15 protein-coding genes and 1 pseudogene are annotated in these 19976 nt (G+C 70.2%); 8 read left to right on the forward strand and 8 right to left on the reverse strand.

The window, feature by feature from the left end; all coding sequences use genetic code 11:
• Positions 1-59: 59 nt before the first annotated feature.
• From KY49_RS18400 to KY49_RS18410, 3 genes are all read left to right on the forward strand, one after another.
• Entirely contained in the window at positions 60-1499 is a 1440-nt protein-coding gene (locus KY49_RS18400) for an aldehyde dehydrogenase family protein (protein ID WP_042586056.1), read from the forward strand.
• Between the two features lie 86 nt (positions 1500-1585).
• Positions 1586-2344: an SDR family oxidoreductase gene (locus tag KY49_RS18405; protein ID WP_042586057.1), complete on the forward strand. Its 759-nt coding sequence runs from the start codon at positions 1586-1588 to the stop codon at positions 2342-2344.
• A gap of 51 nt (positions 2345-2395) precedes the next feature.
• Entirely contained in the window at positions 2396-3700 is a 1305-nt protein-coding gene (locus KY49_RS18410; RefSeq protein ID WP_042586058.1) for an MFS transporter, read from the forward strand.
• 72 nt (positions 3701-3772) lie between these two features.
• Here the strand turns inward: KY49_RS18410 and KY49_RS18415 are convergent, their stop codons facing one another.
• The 3 genes from KY49_RS18415 to hemC are packed head-to-tail and all read right to left on the reverse strand — an operon-like array spanning position 3773 to position 7925.
• On the reverse strand, positions 3773-4960 hold the full coding sequence (locus KY49_RS18415; RefSeq protein WP_010091032.1) for a heme biosynthesis protein HemY: 1188 nt from the start codon (positions 4958-4960) through the stop codon (positions 3773-3775).
• 2 nt (positions 4961-4962) lie between these two features.
• Positions 4963-6939, reverse strand: coding sequence for a fused uroporphyrinogen-III synthase HemD/membrane protein HemX (hemDX, locus tag KY49_RS18420; protein ID WP_042586059.1), 1977 nt, complete (start codon positions 6937-6939; stop codon positions 4963-4965).
• Positions 6939-7925, reverse strand: a complete 987-nt coding sequence (gene hemC, locus KY49_RS18425) for a hydroxymethylbilane synthase (RefSeq protein WP_042586060.1) — start codon at positions 7923-7925, stop codon at positions 6939-6941. The genes hemDX and hemC overlap by 1 nt, the downstream gene beginning before the upstream one ends.
• Positions 7926-8125: 200 nt before the next feature.
• Between hemC and ppc the strand changes: the two genes are divergently transcribed.
• Positions 8126-11149, forward strand: a complete 3024-nt coding sequence (ppc, locus tag KY49_RS18430) for a phosphoenolpyruvate carboxylase (protein ID WP_042586061.1) — start codon at positions 8126-8128, stop codon at positions 11147-11149.
• Positions 11150-11234: 85 nt separating this feature from the next.
• Here ppc and KY49_RS18435 read toward each other — a convergent pair whose 3' ends face one another.
• A complete protein-coding gene (locus tag KY49_RS18435; protein WP_042586062.1) occupies positions 11235-11987 on the reverse strand; it encodes a class I SAM-dependent methyltransferase in 753 nt (250 codons plus the stop codon).
• Positions 11988-12122: 135 nt separating this feature from the next.
• Here KY49_RS18435 and KY49_RS18440 point away from each other — a divergent pair, with 135 nt between their 5' ends.
• From KY49_RS18440 to KY49_RS18455, 4 genes and pseudogenes are all read left to right on the forward strand, one after another.
• Entirely contained in the window at positions 12123-12932 is an 810-nt protein-coding gene (locus KY49_RS18440; RefSeq protein ID WP_042586063.1) for a helix-turn-helix transcriptional regulator, read from the forward strand.
• Positions 12933-13026: 94 nt separating this feature from the next.
• Positions 13027-13122, forward strand: a pseudogene (locus KY49_RS18445) (fimbrial assembly protein); the annotation flags it as partial.
• Positions 13123-13208: 86 nt separating this feature from the next.
• Positions 13209-14618: an argininosuccinate lyase gene (gene argH, locus KY49_RS18450; protein WP_042586064.1), complete on the forward strand. Its 1410-nt coding sequence runs from the start codon at positions 13209-13211 to the stop codon at positions 14616-14618.
• A gap of 107 nt (positions 14619-14725) precedes the next feature.
• Positions 14726-15403 carry an HAD family hydrolase gene (locus tag KY49_RS18455; RefSeq protein WP_367889621.1) on the forward strand — a complete coding sequence of 226 codons (678 nt, stop codon included), beginning with the start codon at positions 14726-14728 and terminating at the stop codon, positions 15401-15403.
• A 75-nt stretch (positions 15404-15478) separates the two neighbouring features.
• Here KY49_RS18455 and KY49_RS18460 read toward each other — a convergent pair whose 3' ends face one another.
• The 4 genes from KY49_RS18460 to KY49_RS18475 all read right to left on the reverse strand — a co-directional run bounded on the left by KY49_RS18460 (position 15479) and on the right by KY49_RS18475 (position 19954).
• Entirely contained in the window at positions 15479-16255 is a 777-nt protein-coding gene (locus tag KY49_RS18460) for a lysozyme inhibitor LprI family protein (RefSeq protein ID WP_042586855.1), read from the reverse strand.
• Between the two features lie 26 nt (positions 16256-16281).
• Entirely contained in the window at positions 16282-18561 is a 2280-nt protein-coding gene (locus KY49_RS18465; protein ID WP_042586066.1) for an arginine/lysine/ornithine decarboxylase, read from the reverse strand.
• Positions 18562-18649: 88 nt separating this feature from the next.
• Positions 18650-19219, reverse strand: coding sequence for a dCTP deaminase (gene dcd / locus KY49_RS18470; RefSeq protein ID WP_006398615.1), 570 nt, complete (start codon positions 19217-19219; stop codon positions 18650-18652).
• A gap of 198 nt (positions 19220-19417) precedes the next feature.
• Positions 19418-19954 (reverse strand): superoxide dismutase family protein, encoded by a 537-nt coding sequence (locus KY49_RS18475; protein WP_042586067.1) that lies wholly within the window; start codon positions 19952-19954, stop codon positions 19418-19420.
• Positions 19955-19976: the final 22 nt, after the last annotated feature.

Raw genomic sequence — 19976 nt, forward strand, 5'->3', positions numbered from 1 at the left:
ATCGCGCTGATCGTCCGGCCGTCGAACAATATGCAGCGCTGCATGGAATTGGAGCAAGCATGGAAGAGGCAAGGCACTTCATCGCGGGCGAATGGACATCGCCCGCGCAACCGGAATCGATTCCCGTCCTCGATCCGTCCGACGGCCAGCCGTTCGCGTCGATCGCACGCGGCACCGCCGCCGACGTCGACCGCGCGGTCGCGGCGGCCCGCGACGCGTTCGCGGGCGCGTGGGGCGCGGCCAGCGCCGCCGAACGCGGCCGCGTGCTGTTCCGGCTGTCGATGCTCGTCGCCGCCCATCACGACGAGCTCGCCGCGCTCGAGGCGCGCGACACCGGCAAGCCGCTCAGGCAGGCGCACGCCGACGCGGCCGCGCTCGCGCGCTACTTCGAGTTCTACGCGGGCGCCGCCGACAAGCTGCACGGCGAGACCCTCCCCTACCAGGCCGGCTACATGGTGCTCACCGTGCGCGAGCCGCACGGCGTCACCGGCCACATCGTGCCGTGGAACTACCCGATGCAGATCTTCGGGCGCAGCGTCGGCGCGGCGCTCGCGGCCGGCAACGCATGCGTCGTCAAGCCGGCCGAGGACGCGTGCCTGTCGGTGCTGCGCGTCGCCGAGCTGGCCGCCGAAGCCGGGCTGCCGGCCGGCGCGCTGAACGTCGTCACCGGCTACGGCCACGAGGCCGGCGCGGCGCTCGCCCGCCATCCGGGCATCGACCACATCTCGTTTACCGGCTCGCCCGCGACCGGCAAGCTCGTCGCGCAGATGGCCGCGGAAAATCACGTGCCCGTCACGCTCGAACTCGGCGGCAAGTCGCCGCAGCTCGTGTTCGCGGACGCCGACCTCGACGCGGCGCTGCCGGTGCTCGTCAACGCGATCGTGCAGAACGGCGGCCAGACCTGCTCGGCAGGCAGCCGCGTGCTGATCGATCGAGCCGTCTACGAGCCGCTCGTCGAGCGGCTCGCGACCGCGTTTAACGGGCTCAGGGTCGGCCCGAGCCGCGCGGATCTCGACTGCGGCCCGCTGATCAACGCGAAGCAGCAGCAGCGCGTATGGGATTTCCTGTCCGACGCGCAGCACGACGGCATTCCGATGGCCGCGCACGGCCAGGTGGTGCCGGACGCGCCCGAAAGCGGCTTCTACCAGGCGCCCGCGCTGCTGCGCGACGTGCCGTCCACGCACCGGCTCGCGCAGGAGGAAGTGTTCGGCCCGGTGCTCGCGGCGATGCGCTTTGCCGACGAGGACGAAGCGGTCGCGCTCGCGAACGGCACGCCGTACGGCCTCGTCGCGGGCGTCTGGACGCGCGACGGCGCGCGCCAGCTGCGCGTCGCGCGGCGCATCCGCGCGGGCCAGGTGTTCGTCAACAACTACGGCGCGGGCGGCGGCGTCGAGCTGCCGTTCGGCGGCGTCGGCCATTCGGGCCACGGCCGCGAGAAGGGCTTCGAGGCGCTGTACGGCTTTACCGTACTGAAGACGATCGCGATCCGGCACGGCTGAAGGTTCGGCGCCGGGACGGCGCACGACGATGCGGTGAACGGCAACCCGGCAGCACATCACACACACATCCAATCAGGAGACACACCATGCGGCTGAGCGGCAAGACGGCAATCGTCACGGGCGGCGGCTCGGGCTTCGGCGAAGGCATCGCGAAGACGTACGCGCGCGAAGGCGCGAACGTCGTCGTCAATGACCTGAACGGCGCGGCGGCCGAGCGCGTCGCGAGCGAGATCGCGCTCGCGGGCGGCAAGGCGATCGCGGTCGCGGGCGACGTGTCGCGCCGCGACGACTGGCAGGCGCTGCTCGTCGCCGCGCTCGACGACTTCCACGCGGTGCAGATCGTCGTCAACAACGCGGGCACCACGCACCGCAACAAGCCGGTGCTCGACGTGACCGAAGCGGAGTTCGACCGCGTCTACGCGGTCAACATGAAGAGCCTCTACTGGTGCGTGCAGACCTTCGTGCCGTATTTCCGCGAGCAAGGCGGCGGCGTGTTCGTGAACGTCGCGTCGACGGCCGGCGTGCGGCCGCGCCCCGGCCTCGTCTGGTACAACAGCACGAAGGGCGCGATGATCACCGCGAGCAAGTCGCTCGCCGCCGAGCTCGGCGCGGACCGCATCCGCGTGAACTGCATCAACCCGGTGCTCGGCGAGACCGGCCTGATGACCGAGTTCATGGGCTGCGAGGACACCCCGGAAAACCGCCAGCGCTTTCTCGCGACGATTCCGCTCGGCCGCTTCTCGACGCCGCAGGACGTCGCGAACGCGGCGCTCTATCTCGCGTCGGACGAGGCGGAGTTCATCACCGGCGTTTGCCTCGAGGTGGACGGCGGGCGCTGCATCTAGCCGCACGGGGCCCACGAGCCCGGCATCATACAAACAACGACAGGAGACACCATGGCATCACCGACGCATTCGCTGCCGGGCGCGTCCGGCGCGTTCGAGGAAGCGACCTACCGCAAGGTCTCGTGGCGGCTCACGCCGCTCCTGCTGCTGTGCTACGTGGTCGCATACCTCGACCGCGTCAACGTCGGCTTCGCGAAGCTGCAGATGGCGAGCGACCTGAACCTCAGCGACACCGTCTACGGCTTCGGCGCCGGGATCTTCTTCTTCGGCTATTTCCTGTTCGAAGTGCCGAGCAACCTCATCCTGCACAAGGTCGGCGCGCGTCTGTGGATCGCGCGCATCATGGCGACGTGGGGCGTGATCTCGATCCTGACGATGTTCGTCACGACGCCCACGATGTTCTACGTGATGCGCTTTTTGCTCGGCGTTGCCGAAGCGGGCTTCTTTCCCGGCGTGATCCTGTACCTGACCTACTGGTATCCCGCGCACCGGCGCGGCCGGATGACGACGTTCTTCATGACGGCGGTCGCGTTGTCCGGCGTGATCGGCGGGCCGATCTCGGGCTTCATCCTGAAGACGTTCGACGGGCTGAGCGGCTGGCACGGCTGGCAGTGGCTGTTCCTGCTCGAAGGCACGCCGTCGGTGCTGGTCGGCGTGCTGGTGTTCTTCGCGCTCGACGACCGGATCGCGAAGGCGAACTGGCTGACCGACGAGGAAAAGGCGCTGCTCGCCCGCAACATCGACGCGGAGGAGGCGCGCAAGGAAGACCCGTCGCTCGGCGCCGTGATGTCGAGCCCGCGCGTGTGGCTGATGGCGCTGATCTACTTCTCGTTCGTGATGGGGCTGTACGGCGTCGGCTTCTGGCTGCCGACGATCATCAAGGCGACCGGCGTCGCCGATTCGTTCGCGATCGGCCTGCTGTCGGCGGTGCCGTATGCGGCCGCGGTGGTCGCGATGATCCTGATCGCGCGCAGCGCGGACAAGCACCGCGAGCGCCGCTGGCACCTCGCGATCCCCGCCGCGCTCGGCGCGCTCGGGCTCGTGCTGTCGGTGGTCTGGGCGCACGAGACCGCGCTCGCGATGCTCGGCCTCACGCTCGCGACGATGGGCATCCTGACCACGCTGCCGCTGTTCTGGAGCCTGCCGACCGCGTTCCTCGGCGGCACGGCGGCCGCGGCGGGCATCGCGATGATCAACTCGATCGGCAACCTCGCGGGCTTCCTGAGCCCTTACCTGATGGGCTGGCTCAAGCAGGCGACGGGCGCGAACGACTCGGGCATGTACATGCTCGCCGGCTTCCTCGTGCTCGGCGGCCTGCTCGCGCTGTTGGTGCCGAAGCGGCTGGTCGACAAGTGACGCGCCCCCATGAAAAACCCCCGAACGCCGGCCGGTGTTCGGGGTTTTTCGTGCGCGCGGCGCGCCGCCGCGTCAGACCACGGTGATCGCGAGCGCGCTTTCGCGGTAGTGCTTCGCCGCCTTGTCGGTTTCGCCGAGATGCTCGAACAGGCGCGCGAGCGCGCGATGCGCACGCACCCTGAGCGCCTCGTTGTCGGCGAGCTTGAGCGCCGATTCGAGGAACGACTGCGCCTTGCCCCACAGCTGCTGCTGCTGGCAAAGGCGGCCGAGCGCGAACAGCAGGTCCGCGTCGTCCGGGTGATCCTTCTTCCACCCTTCCGCCTTCTGGATCAGCGGCAGCGCGTCCGCGCCGGCGGTATCCGGGTAGCGGCGCAGCAGGCGCGCATCCCAGTTGTGCGCGAGCGCGTCCTCGACGATGCGGCGCGCCTCCGGCCGGCGTTCGAGCGACACGAGCAGGTCCGCCGCGAGATCGGCGAGACGCGGCGACTGCCGCTCCGCCGTCGACAGCGACTGCCACACCTCGAGCAGCGCATCGGGATCGTGACGGCGCTCGCGCAGAAGGTTCTCGGCCGCCTGCTGGCGCAGCCGCACCGCCGCGGCCGGATGCAGTGCCTCGCGCTTCTCCAGCGCCTTCGCGAGCTTCAGCACCTCGGCCCAGTTCTTCAACTGCTGCTGCGCGCGCAGCGCGACCTGCTGCGCGTGGATGCGCTTGCCGCCCGCCTGCATCTCGGCGAGCGCGGCGAGCGCGCCGTCGGCGTCGCGCGCGTCGGCACGCATGTCGGCCGCGGCGAGCAGGCGCGCGTCCTGCCACTCCGGCGCGCCGACCTTCGACAGCCAGTCGTCGCGGCGCGCGTATTCATGCATCCGGTGCGCGGCGGTGGCCGCGACGAGGCTCGCCGCGCCCTGGTTCGCGTCGATCGACAGCGCGTCGCGCGCGGCCTTCTCGGCGCGCGAGAAGCGGCCCGCATACAGGTTCGCGATCGCGTCGCGCAGCGACGCCTGCGCCTTCTCGTTGCGCGCACGGGCGCGATACGCGGCGACCCGCTGCGGCATGCGCCAGATATTGCGCACGATGCGCATCAGCGCGTAGACGACGATGAACAGCACGACGATGCCGACCACGAACAGGTTCAGCGACAGGTCGACCCGGTACGGCGGATAGACGAGCAGCACCTGGCCGGTATCGAAGCGGCCGACGGTGGCGAGCGCCGCGGCGATCGCGAACAGGACCGCGAGCCAAACGATTCCTCGAAGCGTCATCGTTACCCCCGGCTCTTGAACTGCTGAACGGCGTTCAGGCTCGTGTTCAGGTTCGGCACCGCGACCGCCAGCGACGCGCCGTCGACCTGCTTGAGCAGATCCTCGACGGTCTGCGTGTCCTTCGCCGCCTGGTCGAAGTACTTCGCGAGCGACGCCTGCGCCGCGTGCAGGTCCGCCTTCATCGCCGCGTCGTTGCGCGCGAGCAGCGACAGCCGGGCAGTCAGCAGGCGCAGCTTCACGTTCTCGCGCACGAAGTAGCCCTGGTCGGGCGACGCGAGCATCGCGTCGGCATTGTCGATCCGGCGCACCTGCACGAGGCCCTTGAGCTGCTCGCCGATGCCGGCCGAGAAGCCGTGCCACCAGACCTTCCAGCGCGGCTCGCCGGTCGCGGCGGCCGTCTTCGCGACGTCGGCCGCCGTATTCGCCTTCGGCGCCGCATGCGGCACGATCGCCTCGCCGGCGAGCGGCAGCGCGTCGATCTTCGCGATCGCGTCGTCGAGCTTGATCGCGAGGCCCGTGAGATCCGCCGACGGCGCGGCCTTCAGCTTCTCGATGTCCTGCGCGAGCGCCTTGCGCACCGTGACGGCCTGCGCGCTCTGCGAGCTCGCGAGGCGCGCGTCGGCGTTCTGCAGCGCGATCAGCGCGAGCTGCGTGTTGCCCGTCAGCTGCAGTTGCTGGCTCGCGCTCGACAGCATCTGGTCGACTTCCTCGAACATCCACGCGTCGCGATTGCGCGCGAGATCCTGGTATTGCTGCTGCAGCGCCTGCTGCGCGTTCTGCGCATCGGCGAGCTTGCCGTCGAGCTGCGCGAGCTGCGTATCGACCTGGTGCGCGCTCGCGAGCGCCTGCTCGGTCTTCGTGCGCGTCTCGGCGGCCTGCGCGTCGAGCGTCTTCTGGCGCGCCGCCAGCGTGGTGTCGAGCCGGTCGACCTTGCGGTTCAGCGCATAGCCGCCGACGCCCGCCGCGCAGCCGAGCACGACGACCACGAGCCACAGGAACGCGCTGCCGCCCCGCCGCGCGGGCGGCGCGGGCGACACGTAAGGCGGACTGGACTGCGCGGCGGATGCAGCGGCCGGCTGGGAAGCGACGCTTTTGGAATCGTTGGTATCTGTCATGCGTTTAGTCACCGGTGCGGCTGTCGCCGGTTGGACGGCCTCGTCGGCCATCGATCGAAACGCGCGGACGATGCGCTCATCGCCCGCGCCGGTCAGCGTAATCCTATCAAAACCCAATGCCCGCGCGGTCTGCTCGATCCGCGGGTGCGGCGTCACGAGCGGCGCGTGCTTCAGCGCGTCGATCTCGGCCTCGGTGAGATGCGCCTGCGCGAGCTCGTGCAGGTTGCGCACGCCTTCCGAGCTCGTGACGAGCCACGCGTGCGGCTCGCCGCCGAGCAGCGCGTGCACGCGCTCCCACGCGCCGATGCGCGGCTCCGGCACGACGCGCCGGTATGCGGCGACGAGGTGAACGTCCGCGCCGGCGTCGCGCAGCCGGTCGGCGAGCCATTCGCGGCCGCCGTCGCCGCGCACGATCAGCACGCGCCGGCCGGCGAGCGCGGCCGCGCCGCCGAACGCGGCTTCGATGCACGCGAACAGGCTTTCGGAATCGTAATGCGGCGCGCCGCCGTCGGCGGGCGCCTGAGGCGCGATCACCCGGTGCGCGGGCGCGGCGATGCCGTGACGCTCGAGCGCGGCGACGCTGCCGGGCCCGACCACGCCGACCGGCAGCGCGTTCGGCCAGATCGCGCCGTACTGCGCGAGCGCGCGGTCGATCGCGTTCGGCGACACGAAGATCACGAGCGCGTAATCGGCCAGCGCCGCGAACGCGGCGGCCAGCGGCGCCGGATCGTCGAGCGGCGCGATGTCGATCAGCGGGAAATCGAGGACGTCGCAACCGGCGTCGGCCAGTTGCGCCGCGAGCCCGGCGGACTGGCCGTCCGGGCGCGTCAGGACGGCGGTGAACGTGCGCGCGCCGCCCGCCATCAGGCGTCGCCCTTGCCGGCCTGCGAGCCGGCGAGCAGCGCATGGACGATGTCGAGCGCGCCCTGTGCCTCGAGCGCGTCGGCGACCGCGCGGCCGAGCGCGAGCGCGTCGGCGACGGTCATCACCGAAGCGCATTCCTCGGACGTCAGCACGCGCTTGCCGTCGGTCGTCGACACGCGGCCAGTCAGGTACAGCTCGCCCGCGCGCCACACCGCATGCGCGGCGAGCGGCACCTCGCAACTGCCGCCGAGCGCGCGCGACACCATCCGCTCGGCCTCGACCGCCAGCGCGGTCGCCTGGTCGTGCAGCGGCGCGAGCCACGCGGCGACGTCCGCCCGGTGCGACGCGATCTCGATGCCGAGCGCGCCCTGGCCCGCCGCGGGCGGGCTGTCGTCGACGCCGATCAGCGCGCGGATCCGCGCGTCGAGGCCGAGGCGCTTGAGCCCAGCCGCCGCGAGGATGATCGCCGCGTAGTCGCCGCGGTCGAGCTTCGCCAGGCGCGTGTCGAGGTTGCCGCGCAGCGGCTGCACCTGCAGGTGCGGGTAGCGCGCGCGCAGCATCGCCTCGCGGCGCAGGCTCGACGTGCCGACCACGGCGCCGGCCGGCAGCGCGTCGAGCGACGCGTAGTCGTTCGACACGAACGCGTCGCGCGGGTCTTCGCGGTTCAGGATCGCGGCAAGCGAGAAGCCGTCGGGCAGCGCCATCGGCACGTCCTTCAGCGAATGCACGGCGAGGTCGGCGCGGCCGTCGGCGAGCGCGTTTTCGAGCTCCTTGACGAACAGGCCCTTGCCGCCGACCTTCGACAGCGTGCGATCGAGAATTTGATCGCCGCGGGTCGTCATCCCGAGGATTTTCACGTCACAAGCTGGATATAATTTGCGCAGCGCATCACGCACATGTTCGGCTTGCCACATCGCCAGGCGGCTCTCGCGCGAAGCAATCGTCAGCGTCGCCGGCGGCTGTGCCGACAGAGTCTCGGAATTCATTGCAGGAACATCGAAGGACGGGATTGAAGATCGAATAATGGTAGCACGCACGCCCGCGCCCACCCGGGCGCGGAGCCGGCCCCGGCGCCGCCTGGCGCGGGCCGCGGCGCGGATGCGCGGAAGTGCCGCAGAAGTCGCAGGTTGCTGGACCGCAGTCCCCGCAGTCCCTTTTCACTCGAGCTTTCCCAAGGAAACCCATCGTGAAGTCTTCCGGATCGGCGCGCGCGGCGCGCCGCAATGCTGCCTTGCCCTCCTCCGACGCCCAGACGGGCTCCATCGCCGCCGCCGCGAACGGTCGTGCGAAATCGGCAACCCAGCCGGCAACGAAACCGAAAGACCCGATACGACAGACGAAACGCGCGGCCAAGGCCGTCGCGAACGGCGCGGCCGCCGTCGCCGCGAAGCCGGGCGCCCGCACCCGCGAGGACAAGGACCGCCCGCTGTTCGAGGACATCCGCTTCCTCGGCCGCCTGCTCGGCGACGTCGTGCGCGAGCAGGAAGGCGACGCGGTGTTCGACGTCGTCGAGACGATCCGCCAGACCGCGGTGAAATTCCGCCGCGAGGACGACCGCGAGGCCGCGCAGACGCTCGAGAAGAAACTGCGCAAGCTGACGCCCGAGCAGACGGTGAGCGTCGTGCGCGCGTTCAGCTATTTCTCGCACCTCGCGAACATCGCCGAGGACCGCCACCACAACCGCCGTCGCCGCATCCACGCGCTCGCCGGCTCCGCGCCGCAGCCGGGCACCGTCGCGTTCGCGCTCGACCAGCTGAAGCAGGCGGGCGGCGCGTCGAAGGGCGTGCTGCAGCGCTTCTTCGACGACGCGCTGATCGTGCCCGTGCTCACCGCGCACCCGACCGAGGTGCAGCGCAAGAGCATCCTCGACGCGCAGCACGACATCGCGCGGCTGCTCGCCGAGCGCGACCAGGAGCTGACCGCGCGCGAGCGCCAGCACAACGAGGCGATGCTGCGCGCGCGCGTGACCGCGCTGTGGCAGACGCGGATGCTGCGCGATGCGCGCCTGACCGTCGGCGACGAGATCGAGAACGCGCTGTCGTACTACCGCGCGACGTTCCTCGACGAGCTGCCCGCGCTGTACGGCGACATCGAGGCCGCGCTCGCCGAGCACGGCCTGCCCGCCCGCGTGCCGGCGTTCTTCCAGATGGGCAGCTGGATCGGCGGCGACCGCGACGGCAACCCGAACGTGACCGCGACGACGCTCGACGAGGCGATCCACCGCCAGTCCGCGGTGATCCTCGAGCACTACCTGGAACAGGTGCACAAGCTCGGCGCCGAGCTGTCGGTGTCGAACCTGCTGGTCGGCGCGAGCGACGCGGTGAAGGCGCTCGCCGCCGCATCGCCCGACCAGTCGCCGCACCGCGTCGACGAGCCGTACCGCCGCGCGCTGATCGGCATCTACACGCGGCTCGCGGCGAGCGCGCGCGTGCGCCTCGGCGAAGGCACGGTGCCGGTGCGCAGCGCCGGGCGGGGCGCCGCGCCCGTGCGCGCGACGCCGTACGCCGATTCCGAGGAATTCGTGCGCGACCTGAAGGTGCTGATGGAATCGCTCGACGAGCATCACGGCGCGTCGCTCGCCGCGCCGCGCCTCGCGCCGCTCGCGCGCGCGGCCGAGGTGTTCGGCTTTCACCTCGCGAGCATCGACCTGCGGCAGAGCTCCGACATCCACGAGGCGGTCGTGGCCGAGCTGCTCGCACGCGCGGGCGTCGAGGCCGACTACGCGGCGCTCGCCGAGGAAGACAAGCTGCGCGTGCTGCTCGCCGCGCTCGCCGATCCCCGCCCGCTGCGCTCGCCGTACTTCGAATACTCGGCGCTCGCGCAAAGCGAGCTCGGCGTGTTCGAGAAGGCGCGCGCGGTGCGCGCGCAGTTCGGCCCGCGCGCGGTGCGCAACTACATCATTTCGCATACCGAGACGGTCAGCGACCTCGTCGAGGTGCTGCTGCTGCAGAAGGAAACCGGCCTGCTCGACGGCGCGTTCGGTGCGAAGCACGGCGGCGCGAAGAACGGCCTGATGGTGATCCCGCTGTTCGAGACGATCCCCGACCTGCGCGACGCGTCGCGGATCATGCGCGAGTACTTCGCGCTGCCGGGCGTCGACGCGCTGGTCGCGCACCAGGGCGGCGAGCAGGAAGTGATGCTCGGCTACTCGGACAGCAACAAGGACGGCGGCTTCCTCACGTCGAACTGGGAGCTGTACCGCGCGGAGCTCGCGCTCGTCGACCTGTTCCACGAGCGCGGCATCACGCTGCGCCTGTTCCACGGCCGCGGCGGCACGGTCGGCCGCGGCGGCGGCCCGACCTACCAGGCGATCCTGTCGCAGCCGCCCGGCACCGTGAACGGCCAGATCCGCCTGACCGAGCAGGGCGAGGTGATCGCCAGCAAGTTCGCGAACCCGGAAATCGGCCGCCGCAACCTGGAGACGGTCGTCGCCGCGACGCTCGAGGCGTCGCTGCTGCCGCAGTCGAACGCGCCCGCGCAGCTTCCCGCGTTCGAGACGGCGATGCAGACGCTGTCCGACACCGCGATGGCCGCGTACCGCGCGCTCGTCTACGAGACGCCCGGCTTCACCGACTACTTCTTCTCGTCGACGCCGATCACCGAGATCGCCGAGCTGAACATCGGCAGCCGTCCCGCGTCGCGCAAGCTGCAGGACCCGAAGCACCGCCGCATCGAGGACCTGCGCGCGATTCCGTGGGGCTTCTCGTGGGGCCAGTGCCGGCTGCTGCTGACCGGCTGGTACGGCTTCGGCAGCGCGGTCGCCGCGTATCTCGACGGCACGAAGGACGCGGCCGAGCGCAGCAAGCGGCTCGCGCTGCTGAAGAAGATGAACAAGACCTGGCCGTTCTTCTCGAACCTGCTGTCGAACATGGACATGGTGCTCGCGAAGACCGATCTCGCGGTCGCGTCGCGCTACGCGCAGCTCGTCGCCGACAAGAAGCTGCGCAAGCACGTGTTCGAACGGATCGTCGCCGAATGGGAGCGCACGTCGCAGGCGCTGGCCGAGATCACCGGCCAGGACACGCGGCTCGCGACGAACCCGCTGCTCGCGCGTTCGATCAAGAACCGCTTCCCGTATCTCGATCCGCTCAACCACCTGCAGGTCGAGCTGATCAAGCGGCACCGCGCGGGCGACACCAACGCGCGGCTGCGGCGCGGGATTCACCTGACCATCAACGGGATCGCGGCGGGCCTGCGCAACACGGGCTGATCCGCGCGAGCGCGTGCGACGCGCGCGCTACGCAACCCGCACAGCGGCCGCGACGCGCCTTGCCGGGCGTCGCGGCCGTTTCGTTTCAGCGCGCGTCGATCAGCAGCGCATCGTGCTCGAACGAGCCGTCCGGCTGCACCGCGTAATGGCTGCGCACCTCGTCCGGCGCGTGCGCCCACAGCGCGCGGATTCCGGTCACGCTGCCGGCCGGCGTGCGCATCCGCGCGACCCACGAATCGAACTCGATCGGCAGGCGCCAGCGGCTCGCCACCTGCGCGTCGAAGCCCGCGCCGCGGAACATCGCGAGCCATTCGTCGGCCCGGTAGTTGCGCACGTGCGACGCGTCGCGCAGCACTTCCAGCGCCTGCAGATAGGTGTCGAGCAGCGGATGGTCGGGGCCGGCGATGTCGATCATCAGCACGCGGCCGCCCGGCTTCAGCACCCGGCGCGCCTCAGCGAGCGCCGCGGGCACGTCGTGCCAGTGATGCGCGCTCATCCGGCTCACGACCCAGTCGAACGTCGCCGCGTCGAACGGCAGCCGCTCGGCCGGCCCGTGGCAGGTGCGGATGTTCGCGAAGCCGCGCTCGCGCGCCGCCGCGTCGACGGTCGCGAGCATCTGCGGCGCGAGGTCGTACGCGACCACTTCGCGCGCGTGCGGCGCGACCGCGAAGCTCGCGTGGCCCGCGCCGCAGCCCAGGTCGAGCACCGTGGCGTCCGGCGTCGCGCGCACCGCATCGGCGAGCGCCTGCAGGTCGGCGCCGGTCGCATGGACCGTGCTCGTGAGATAGGCGGCGGCAGTCGAGCCGAACGCGTCGGCAACCTGGTCGTGATGTTTCATCGCATTCTTCTCCTTGGTGGGGACCGTCCGCGCCGATGCGGGCAGACGCGTGAGCCGCTACAATAGGCCCGCCCATGTACCAGTACAAGTTAAGCAGTTATTCTGGTATTCGATCCACCCGCCTGACGATTTCGCATGAACCTTCCGCCCGCCGCCCCCACCCCGCCGCTCGACGCGACGCCCGCCCGCGCGCTCGGCGACTTCATCCGCGCGCACCGCGAGCGCCTGTCGCCGCAGGCGGTCGGCCTGCCGCCCGGCCCGCGCCGCCGCACGCCGGGGCTGCGGCGCGAGGAGGTCGCGCAGCTGTGCGGCGTCAGCCCGACCTGGTACACGTGGATCGAACAGGGCCGCCCGGTGTCCGCATCGGCCGACGCGCTCGCGCGGATCGCGGTCGCGCTGCAGCTGTCGCGCGCCGAGCGCGCGTACCTGTTCGAGCTGGCCGCGCAGCGCGACCCGGCCGAGCCGGACGTCGCCGCTGGCGACCTGCCGCCGACGCTCGCCGCGACCGTCGCGGCGATCGCGACGCCCGCGTACGTGCTCGACCGCCAATGGAACGCGCTCGCGTGGAACCCGCCCGCCGCCGCGCTGTTCACTGGCTGGCTCGACGGCGATCACGACCGCAACCTGCTGCGCTTCACGTTCATGTCGCCGGCGGCGCGCGCGCTGATCGTCGACTGGGAGACGCGTGCGCGCCGGCTCGCCGCCGAATTCCGCGCCGACTCGATCCGCCACCTGAACGATGCGCCGACGCGCGCGCTGATCGACGCGCTGACGGCCGGCAGCGACGCGTTCGCGCAGTACTGGGCGTCGCAGGACGTGTTCGAGCGCGAAGGCGGCGAGCGCGAATTCGACCACCCGGCCGACGGGCGGCTCGTCTACCAGCAGATCACGCTGAAGCCCGCGCATCGCGAGGACCTGAAGCTCGTCGTGCTGGTGCGCGAGTGACGGCAGTGCCCGCCCCACGACGTCGTGAAGCCGGCATCCTGGCAGAGTGGATAGTCGACCGTCCCCAGCCGCCCTGGCGCTGCATCGTGCGCGCGGCGACGGACGCCGCTGCAGCGTCGAGTTCGCGTACCAGCGCCCGGACGACGGCACGCTGCCGCGCATCGGCCCGCTGACCTGCGCGCTGCGCTGACGCCCGCCCGGTCGCGCGGCGGCGAATGCTAAAATCCTCCGATTCCCTCGCGGCGCACGCCGCCCAACACCCTTCGAAGATTCGCCATGACGTCCCAACTGCACAAAAAGGGCGAGGCCTGGTCGGCCCGCTTCTCGGAACCGATGTCCGAGCTGGTCAAGCGCTACACGTCGTCGGTGTTTTTCGACAAGCGCCTCGCGCTCGTCGACATCGCCGGCTCGCTCGCGCACGCGAAGATGCTCGCCGCGCAGAAGATCATCAGCGCCGACGACCTGGCCGCGATCGAACGCGGGATGGCGCAGATCCAGGGCGAGATCGAGCGCGGCGAATTCGAATGGCAACTCGACCTCGAGGACGTCCACCTGAACATCGAGGCGCGCCTGACCGCGCTGATCGGCGACGCCGGCAAGCGTCTGCACACGGGCCGCTCGCGCAACGACCAGGTCGCGACCGACATCCGCCTGTGGCTGCGCGGCGAGATCGACCGCATCGGCGGCCTGCTGGGCGACCTGCGCGGCGCGCTGATCGACCTCGCGGAACAAAACGCCGACACGATCATGCCCGGCTTCACGCACCTGCAGGTCGCGCAACCGGTCACGTTCGGCCACCACCTGCTCGCGTACGTCGAGATGTTCACGCGCGACGCCGAGCGCATGCGCGACTGCCGCGCCCGCGTGAACCGCCTGCCGCTCGGCGCGGCCGCGCTCGCGGGCACGAGCTACCCGATCGACCGTCACGCGGTCGCGAACACGCTCGGCTTCGACGGCATCTGCGCGAACTCGCTCGACGCGGTGTCGGATCGCGACTTCGCGATCGAATTCACGGCCGCGGCCGCGCTCGTGATGACGCACGTGTCGCGCTTCTCGGAAGAGCTCGTGCTGTGGATGAGCCCGCGCGTCGGCTTCATCGACATCGCCGACCGCTTCTGCACCGGCAGCTCGATCATGCCGCAGAAGAAGAACCCGGACGTGCCCGAGCTCGCGCGCGGCAAGACCGGCCGCGTGAACGGCCACCTGATGGCGCTCCTCACGCTGATGAAGGGCCAGCCGCTCGCATACAACAAGGACAACCAGGAAGACAAGGAGCCGCTGTTCGACACGGTCGACACCGTCGCCGACACGCTGCGGATCTTCGCCGAGATGGTCGCGGGCATCACCGTGAAGCCGGACGCGATGCGCGCGGCCGCGCTGCAGGGCTTCTCGACCGCGACCGACCTCGCCGACTACCTCGTGAAACGCGGGCTGCCGTTCCGCGACGCGCACGAGGCGGTCGCGCACGCGGTGCGGATCTGCGACGATCGCGGCATCGACCTCGCCGACCTGACGCTCGACGAGATGAAGCAGGAGCTGCCGAACGTCGCGCACCTGATCGGCGACGACGTGTTCGGCTACCTGACGCTCGAAGGCTCGGTTGCGAGCCGCAACCACCCGGGCGGCACCGCGCCGGACCAGGTGCGCGCCGCCGTGAAGGCCGCGCGCGCGGCGCTCGGCAAGTAAGCGTCGCCGCGAACGGACGCCCCGCGGCGTCCGTTTCTTGTTGGCGCGGGCCGCGCCCGTTGCGTGCGCCGCCCGCCCTCTCCCTCGACTTCCGGACCTCAGCAATGATGTTTTCCGCCGCGATCTTCGACATGGACGGCCTGCTCATCGATTCCGAGCGGACGATCATGAACACGTGGATCGACGTCGCCCGCGCGCACGGCGTCGGGCTGTCCGTCGCCGACTACCTGCAGATCGTCGGCCGCTCGTTCGCGGAAGGCCAGACGATTCTCTCGCGCATCATCGGCGACGCCGGCACGTTCGACGCGGTACGCACGCGCGTGCGCGAACAGCTCGCCGCACCCGAACCCCATCCGAAATTCCCGCTGAAGCCCGGCGCGCACGCGCTCCTGAGCGCGCTCGCGCAGGCCGGCATCCCGTGCGCGGTCGCGTCGTCGTCCGCGCGCGACGTGATCCGCGCGCGGCTCGACGCGGTCGGCGCACTGCCGTTCTTCCACGCGCTCGCGGGCGGCGACGAAGTCGCGCGCGGCAAGCCCGACCCGGCCGTCTACCGGCTCGCCGCCGAACGGCTCGGCGTGCCGGCCCATGCGTGCATCGCGTTCGAGGACAGCGATTTCGGCGCGCAGGCCGCGGCCGGATCGGGCGCGTCGGTCGTCACCGTGCCGGACCTGAAGGCGCCCACGCCGGAGATCGTCACGCTGAGCCTGCACGTGCTCGCGTCGCTCGACGACGCGCTCGCCCTCGTGCCGGCGTGGTTCGGGCTGCACGGCGCGCCGCGCGCGTAGGCAACCCGCCTCCCCAAATGCAGACGGGCACCTTCCGGTGCCCGCCTTTGGTTGCCGCAAAGCGTCGCCTAGCCGTCAATTGTTGCCGGCCGTCTCCGACAGGCGCTTCATCGTCGCGATGCGCGCGCCGATGATGTCGATGCGCCCGTCCTCGCCGACGAGCGGCGCGGTCGCGTCGCGGTACGCGACCCACGCGCGCTGCGCATGCACGAGCGTCGCGGCCGAATGCGCGGGCATCTTGCGCCGCAGCTTCTGGTAATAGCGGTTCAGGTCGAACAGCGCGTGCTCGCACGCGGCGTCCTGCTCGCACGGCCGGATGCGGCGCAACGGATCGCGCGCGTCGTTCCTGGGCGCGTTCGCCGGGCCGCCCGCCGCCGCATTCGCCGCGCCGTTGTCCGCCGCCTTCTGCGCCGCCCCGCCGGCCGGCGCCGCATAACGATCGGCCGCCGCCCGCAGCGCGAGCGCGCGCTCGCGCACCGGCTGCAGCTGCATGTCGGCGCTCGCCATCGCATACATCGTGCCGCGCGTCGTGTCATACACGGCCTTCAGCAGGTGCGCCTCGTCCTTGCGCCACATCAGCCAGCGCCGCTGGCTCTCCTGCCAGCCGCGCTTCGCGTCGGCGGGCGCGTCGTTCAGCAGGCGCTTGTACGCGGCGTCCATCACCGTCTGCCACTGCTGCTGCGCTTCGCCCATGCACTGGATCTGCCCGGCCGTCGACGAGCGGTCGCGCTGCGCGAGGCACTGCCGCATCGCGACGTCGACCGGATCGGCCGCCGCGACTTCCGCATGCGCCGCGCCCAATCCCGCCGACCAGGCCGACCAGGCGACGAGTGCGGCCACGGCCGCGCGCATCGTCCCGATTCGATTCCGTTCCATCGTCAATCGCGCACGCAGTCGACGAAGTACTCGACGCGCCCGTTCACCTCTTCCGCGACGAGGCCGTGGATGTCGGTGTGGAAGCCCGGGAAGCGCTCGTTGAAGTCGCGCGCGAACCGCAGGTAGTTGACGATCGTCTTGTTGAAGCGCTCGCCCGGGATCAGCAGCGGAATGCCCGGCGGGTACGGCGTCAGCAGGATGCTCGTCACGCGGCCTTCGAGCTCGTCGAGCGGCACGCGGTCGATCTTGCGGTGCGCGAGCTTCGCGAACGCGTCCGACGGCTTCATCGCGGGCTCCATGTCCGACAGGTACATCTCGGTCGTCAGGCGCGCGATGTCGTTCGCGCGGTACACGTCGTGGATCTGCGTGCACAGGTCACGCAGGCCGACGCGCTCGTAGCGCGGATGCTGCGCGACGAATTCCGGCAGCACGCGCCACAGCGGCTGGTTGTTGTCGTAGTCGTCCTTGAACTGCTGCAGCTCGGTCACCATCGAGTTCCAGCGGCCCTTCGTGATGCCGATCGTGAACATGATGAAGAACGAGTACAGGCCCGTCTTCTCGACGATGATCCCGTGCTCGGCGAGGTACTTCGTGACGATCGCGGCCGGGATGCCGGTCTCGCCGAATTCGCCGTCCACGTCGAGCCCCGGCGTGATGATCGTCGCCTTGATCGGGTCGAGCATGTTGAAGCCTTCCGCGAGCGGGCCGAAGCCGTGCCAGCGGTCGTTCGGCTTCAGCATCCAGTCCTCGCGCGAGCCGATGCCTTCCTGCGCGAGGTCTTCCGGGCCCCACACGCTGAAGAACCAGTCGTCGCCGTACTCGGCGTCGACCTTGCGCATCGCGCGGCGGAAGTCGATCGCCTCGGCGATCGACTCCTCGACGAGCGCGGTGCCGCCCGGCGGCTCCATCATCGCGGCCGCGACGTCGCACGACGCGATGATCGCGTACTGCGGGCTCGTCGACGTGTGCATCAGGTACGCCTCGTTGAAGCGGTGCTTGTCGAACGTGCGGTTCTCCGAATCCTGCACGACGATCTGCGACGCCTGCGAGATGCCGGCGAGCAGCTTGTGGGTCGAGTGCGTCGCGAACACGAGCGCGCCGGTGCGCGGCCGGCCGTCGCCGATCGCGTGCATGTCGCGGTAGAACTCGTGGAACGTCGCGTGCGGCAGCCACGCTTCGTCGAAGTGCAGCGTGTCGAGCAGGTCGCCGAGCAGGTCCTTGATCATCTCGACGTTGTAGACGACGCCGTCGTACGTGCTCTGCGTGATCGTCAGGATGCGCGGCTTCATGTCCGGATTCTGGCGCATCGCCTCGCGCGCGAACGGGTTCGCCTCGATCTTCTTGCGGATGTTCTCCGGCTTGAACTCGTCGCGCGGGATCGGGCCGATGATGCCGAAGTGGTTGCGCGTCGGCGTGAGGAACACCGGAATCGCGCCCGTCATCGTGATCGCGTGCAGGATCGACTTGTGGCAGTTGCGGTCGACGAGCACGATGTCGCCGGGCGCGACCGTCGCGTGCCAGACGATCTTGTTCGACGTCGACGTGCCGTTGGTCACGAAGAACAGGTGATCGGCGCTGAAGATGCGCGCCGCGTTGCGCTCGGACGCGGCCACCGGGCCCGTGTGGTCGAGCAGCTGGCCGAGCTCGTCGACCGCGTTGCAGACGTCCGCGCGCAGCATGTTCTCGCCGAAGAACTGGTGGAACATCTGGCCGAGCGGGTTCTTCAGGAACGCGACGCCGCCCGAGTGGCCCGGGCAGTGCCACGAGTACGAGCCCTCGTCCGCGTACTTGACCAGTTCCTTGAAGAACGGCGGCGCGAGCGAGTCGAGATAGACCTTCGCCTCGCGGATGATGTGGCGCGCGACGAACTCCGGCGTGTCCTCGAACATGTGGATGAAGCCGTGCAGCTCGCGCAGGATGTCGTTCGGCAGGTGGCGCGACGTGCGCGTCTCGCCGTACAGGAAGATCGGGATGTCCGCGTTGCGGCGGCGCACTTCGCTGACGAACGCGCGCAGCTCGATGATCGCGGTGGCCAGTTCGGGCAGCTCGCCGTCCGGGCCGGTTTCGCCGAGCATGAGTTCGTCGTCGTCGATCGACAGGATGAAGCACGACGCGCGGCTCGACTGCTGCGCGAACGACGTCAGATCGCCGTAGCTCGTGAGACCGAGGACTTCGACGCCCTCCTTCTCGATCGCTTCGGCCAGTGCCCGGATGCCGGAGCCCGAGATGTTCTCGGAGCGGAAATCTTCGTCGATGATCACGACGGGGAAACGAAACTTCATGGGCGAATCTCCAAAAAGAACGACCGCGGCGCTTCACGCGCAGCGGTCACCTGATAACCGGTCGGTGTATGGCTGATATGCAACCAGATCAGGTTTTCGGCAGCGTGACACCCCGTTGCCCTTGATACTTGCCGCCGCGATCCGCGTACGACACGTCGCACACCTCGTCGCTCTCGAAGAAGAGCACCTGGGCGACGCCTTCGTTCGCGTAGATCTTCGCGGGCAACGGCGTGGTGTTCGAGAATTCCAGCGTGACGTAGCCTTCCCATTCGGGCTCGAACGGCGTCACGTTGACGATGATCCCGCAGCGCGCGTAGGTCGACTTGCCGAGGCAGACCGTCAGCACGGTGCGTGGAATGCGGAAATATTCGACGGTGCGGGCCAGCGCGAACGAGTTCGGCGGGATGATGCACACGTCGCCCTTGAAATCGACAAACGAACCTTCGTCGAAGTTCTTCGGATCGACGATCGTCGAGTTGATGTTCGTGAAGATCTTGAATTCGTCGGCGCAGCGGATGTCGTAGCCGTAGCTCGACGTGCCGTAGCTGACGATCCTGCGGCCGTCCTCGGACGCACGGACCTGATCGGGCACGAACGGCTCGATCATCTTGTGCTCTTCGGCCATGCGCCGGATCCACTTGTCGGACTTGATGCTCATGTCAGCCTCCGCCGGGCCGCCCCAAGGAGGCTGACCGCCCCCTCGGGGGGCAGCGAACGAAGTGAGCGTGTGGGTCGTTTCATATCTGGGCGCCAGAAAACGCTGCGTGACTGTCAGGGAGGGCCGACCGCACGGGACGGCGGCCGGGAAAGGCGCACATTTTACGCGATCGCGACGGCGCGCATGCGGCCCTCGTCATCAACGGATCACGCCGCACGCGAGCGCGGGCCCCGCGCCGTGCTGCGGGAACGCCGGATCGCTCGGGTCGCGATGCACGAGCGCCGAGCGGCCGAACGCCGAGCGCACGCCGTCGAGCGCCAGGTCGGGCGCGACGATGAAACCCGCCGCGACGCCGTTCGCGTCCGCGTGGATATTGCCGAGGTCGCCAGCGACGCGCGCGCCCGCGCGCAGCCGGTCGGCGGCCGGCGCGAACACCTGGCCGGCGCTCGAGCCGTCGCCCGCATTGCAGTCGCCGCGTTCGTGCACCTGCAGCGCGTGGTCGCTGTTCGGCGGCAGGCCCACCAGGTTGTAGGTGACCTGCACGCCGTCGGGGCGCTCGACGAGCGTCACCATGCCGCGCGCCTGCGACCCGACCGTCGGTTGCAGTTGCGCATCGGCGCGCTTTTCGTGCGTCGATGAAAAAGAGGTACAGCCGGCCAACAGGCCCAGCGCGGCGGCGGCCAGCAGCGCGTGCCGCACGCTGCCGGCGCGCACGCCGTGATGTCGTTCGTTCATGCGTTCCTCATGCCGGCGGGCG

Origin of the sequence: Burkholderia sp. MSHR3999 (assembly GCF_000833595.1) — a bacterium.
In the GTDB taxonomy this organism is placed as follows: domain Bacteria; phylum Pseudomonadota; class Gammaproteobacteria; order Burkholderiales; family Burkholderiaceae; genus Burkholderia; species Burkholderia ubonensis.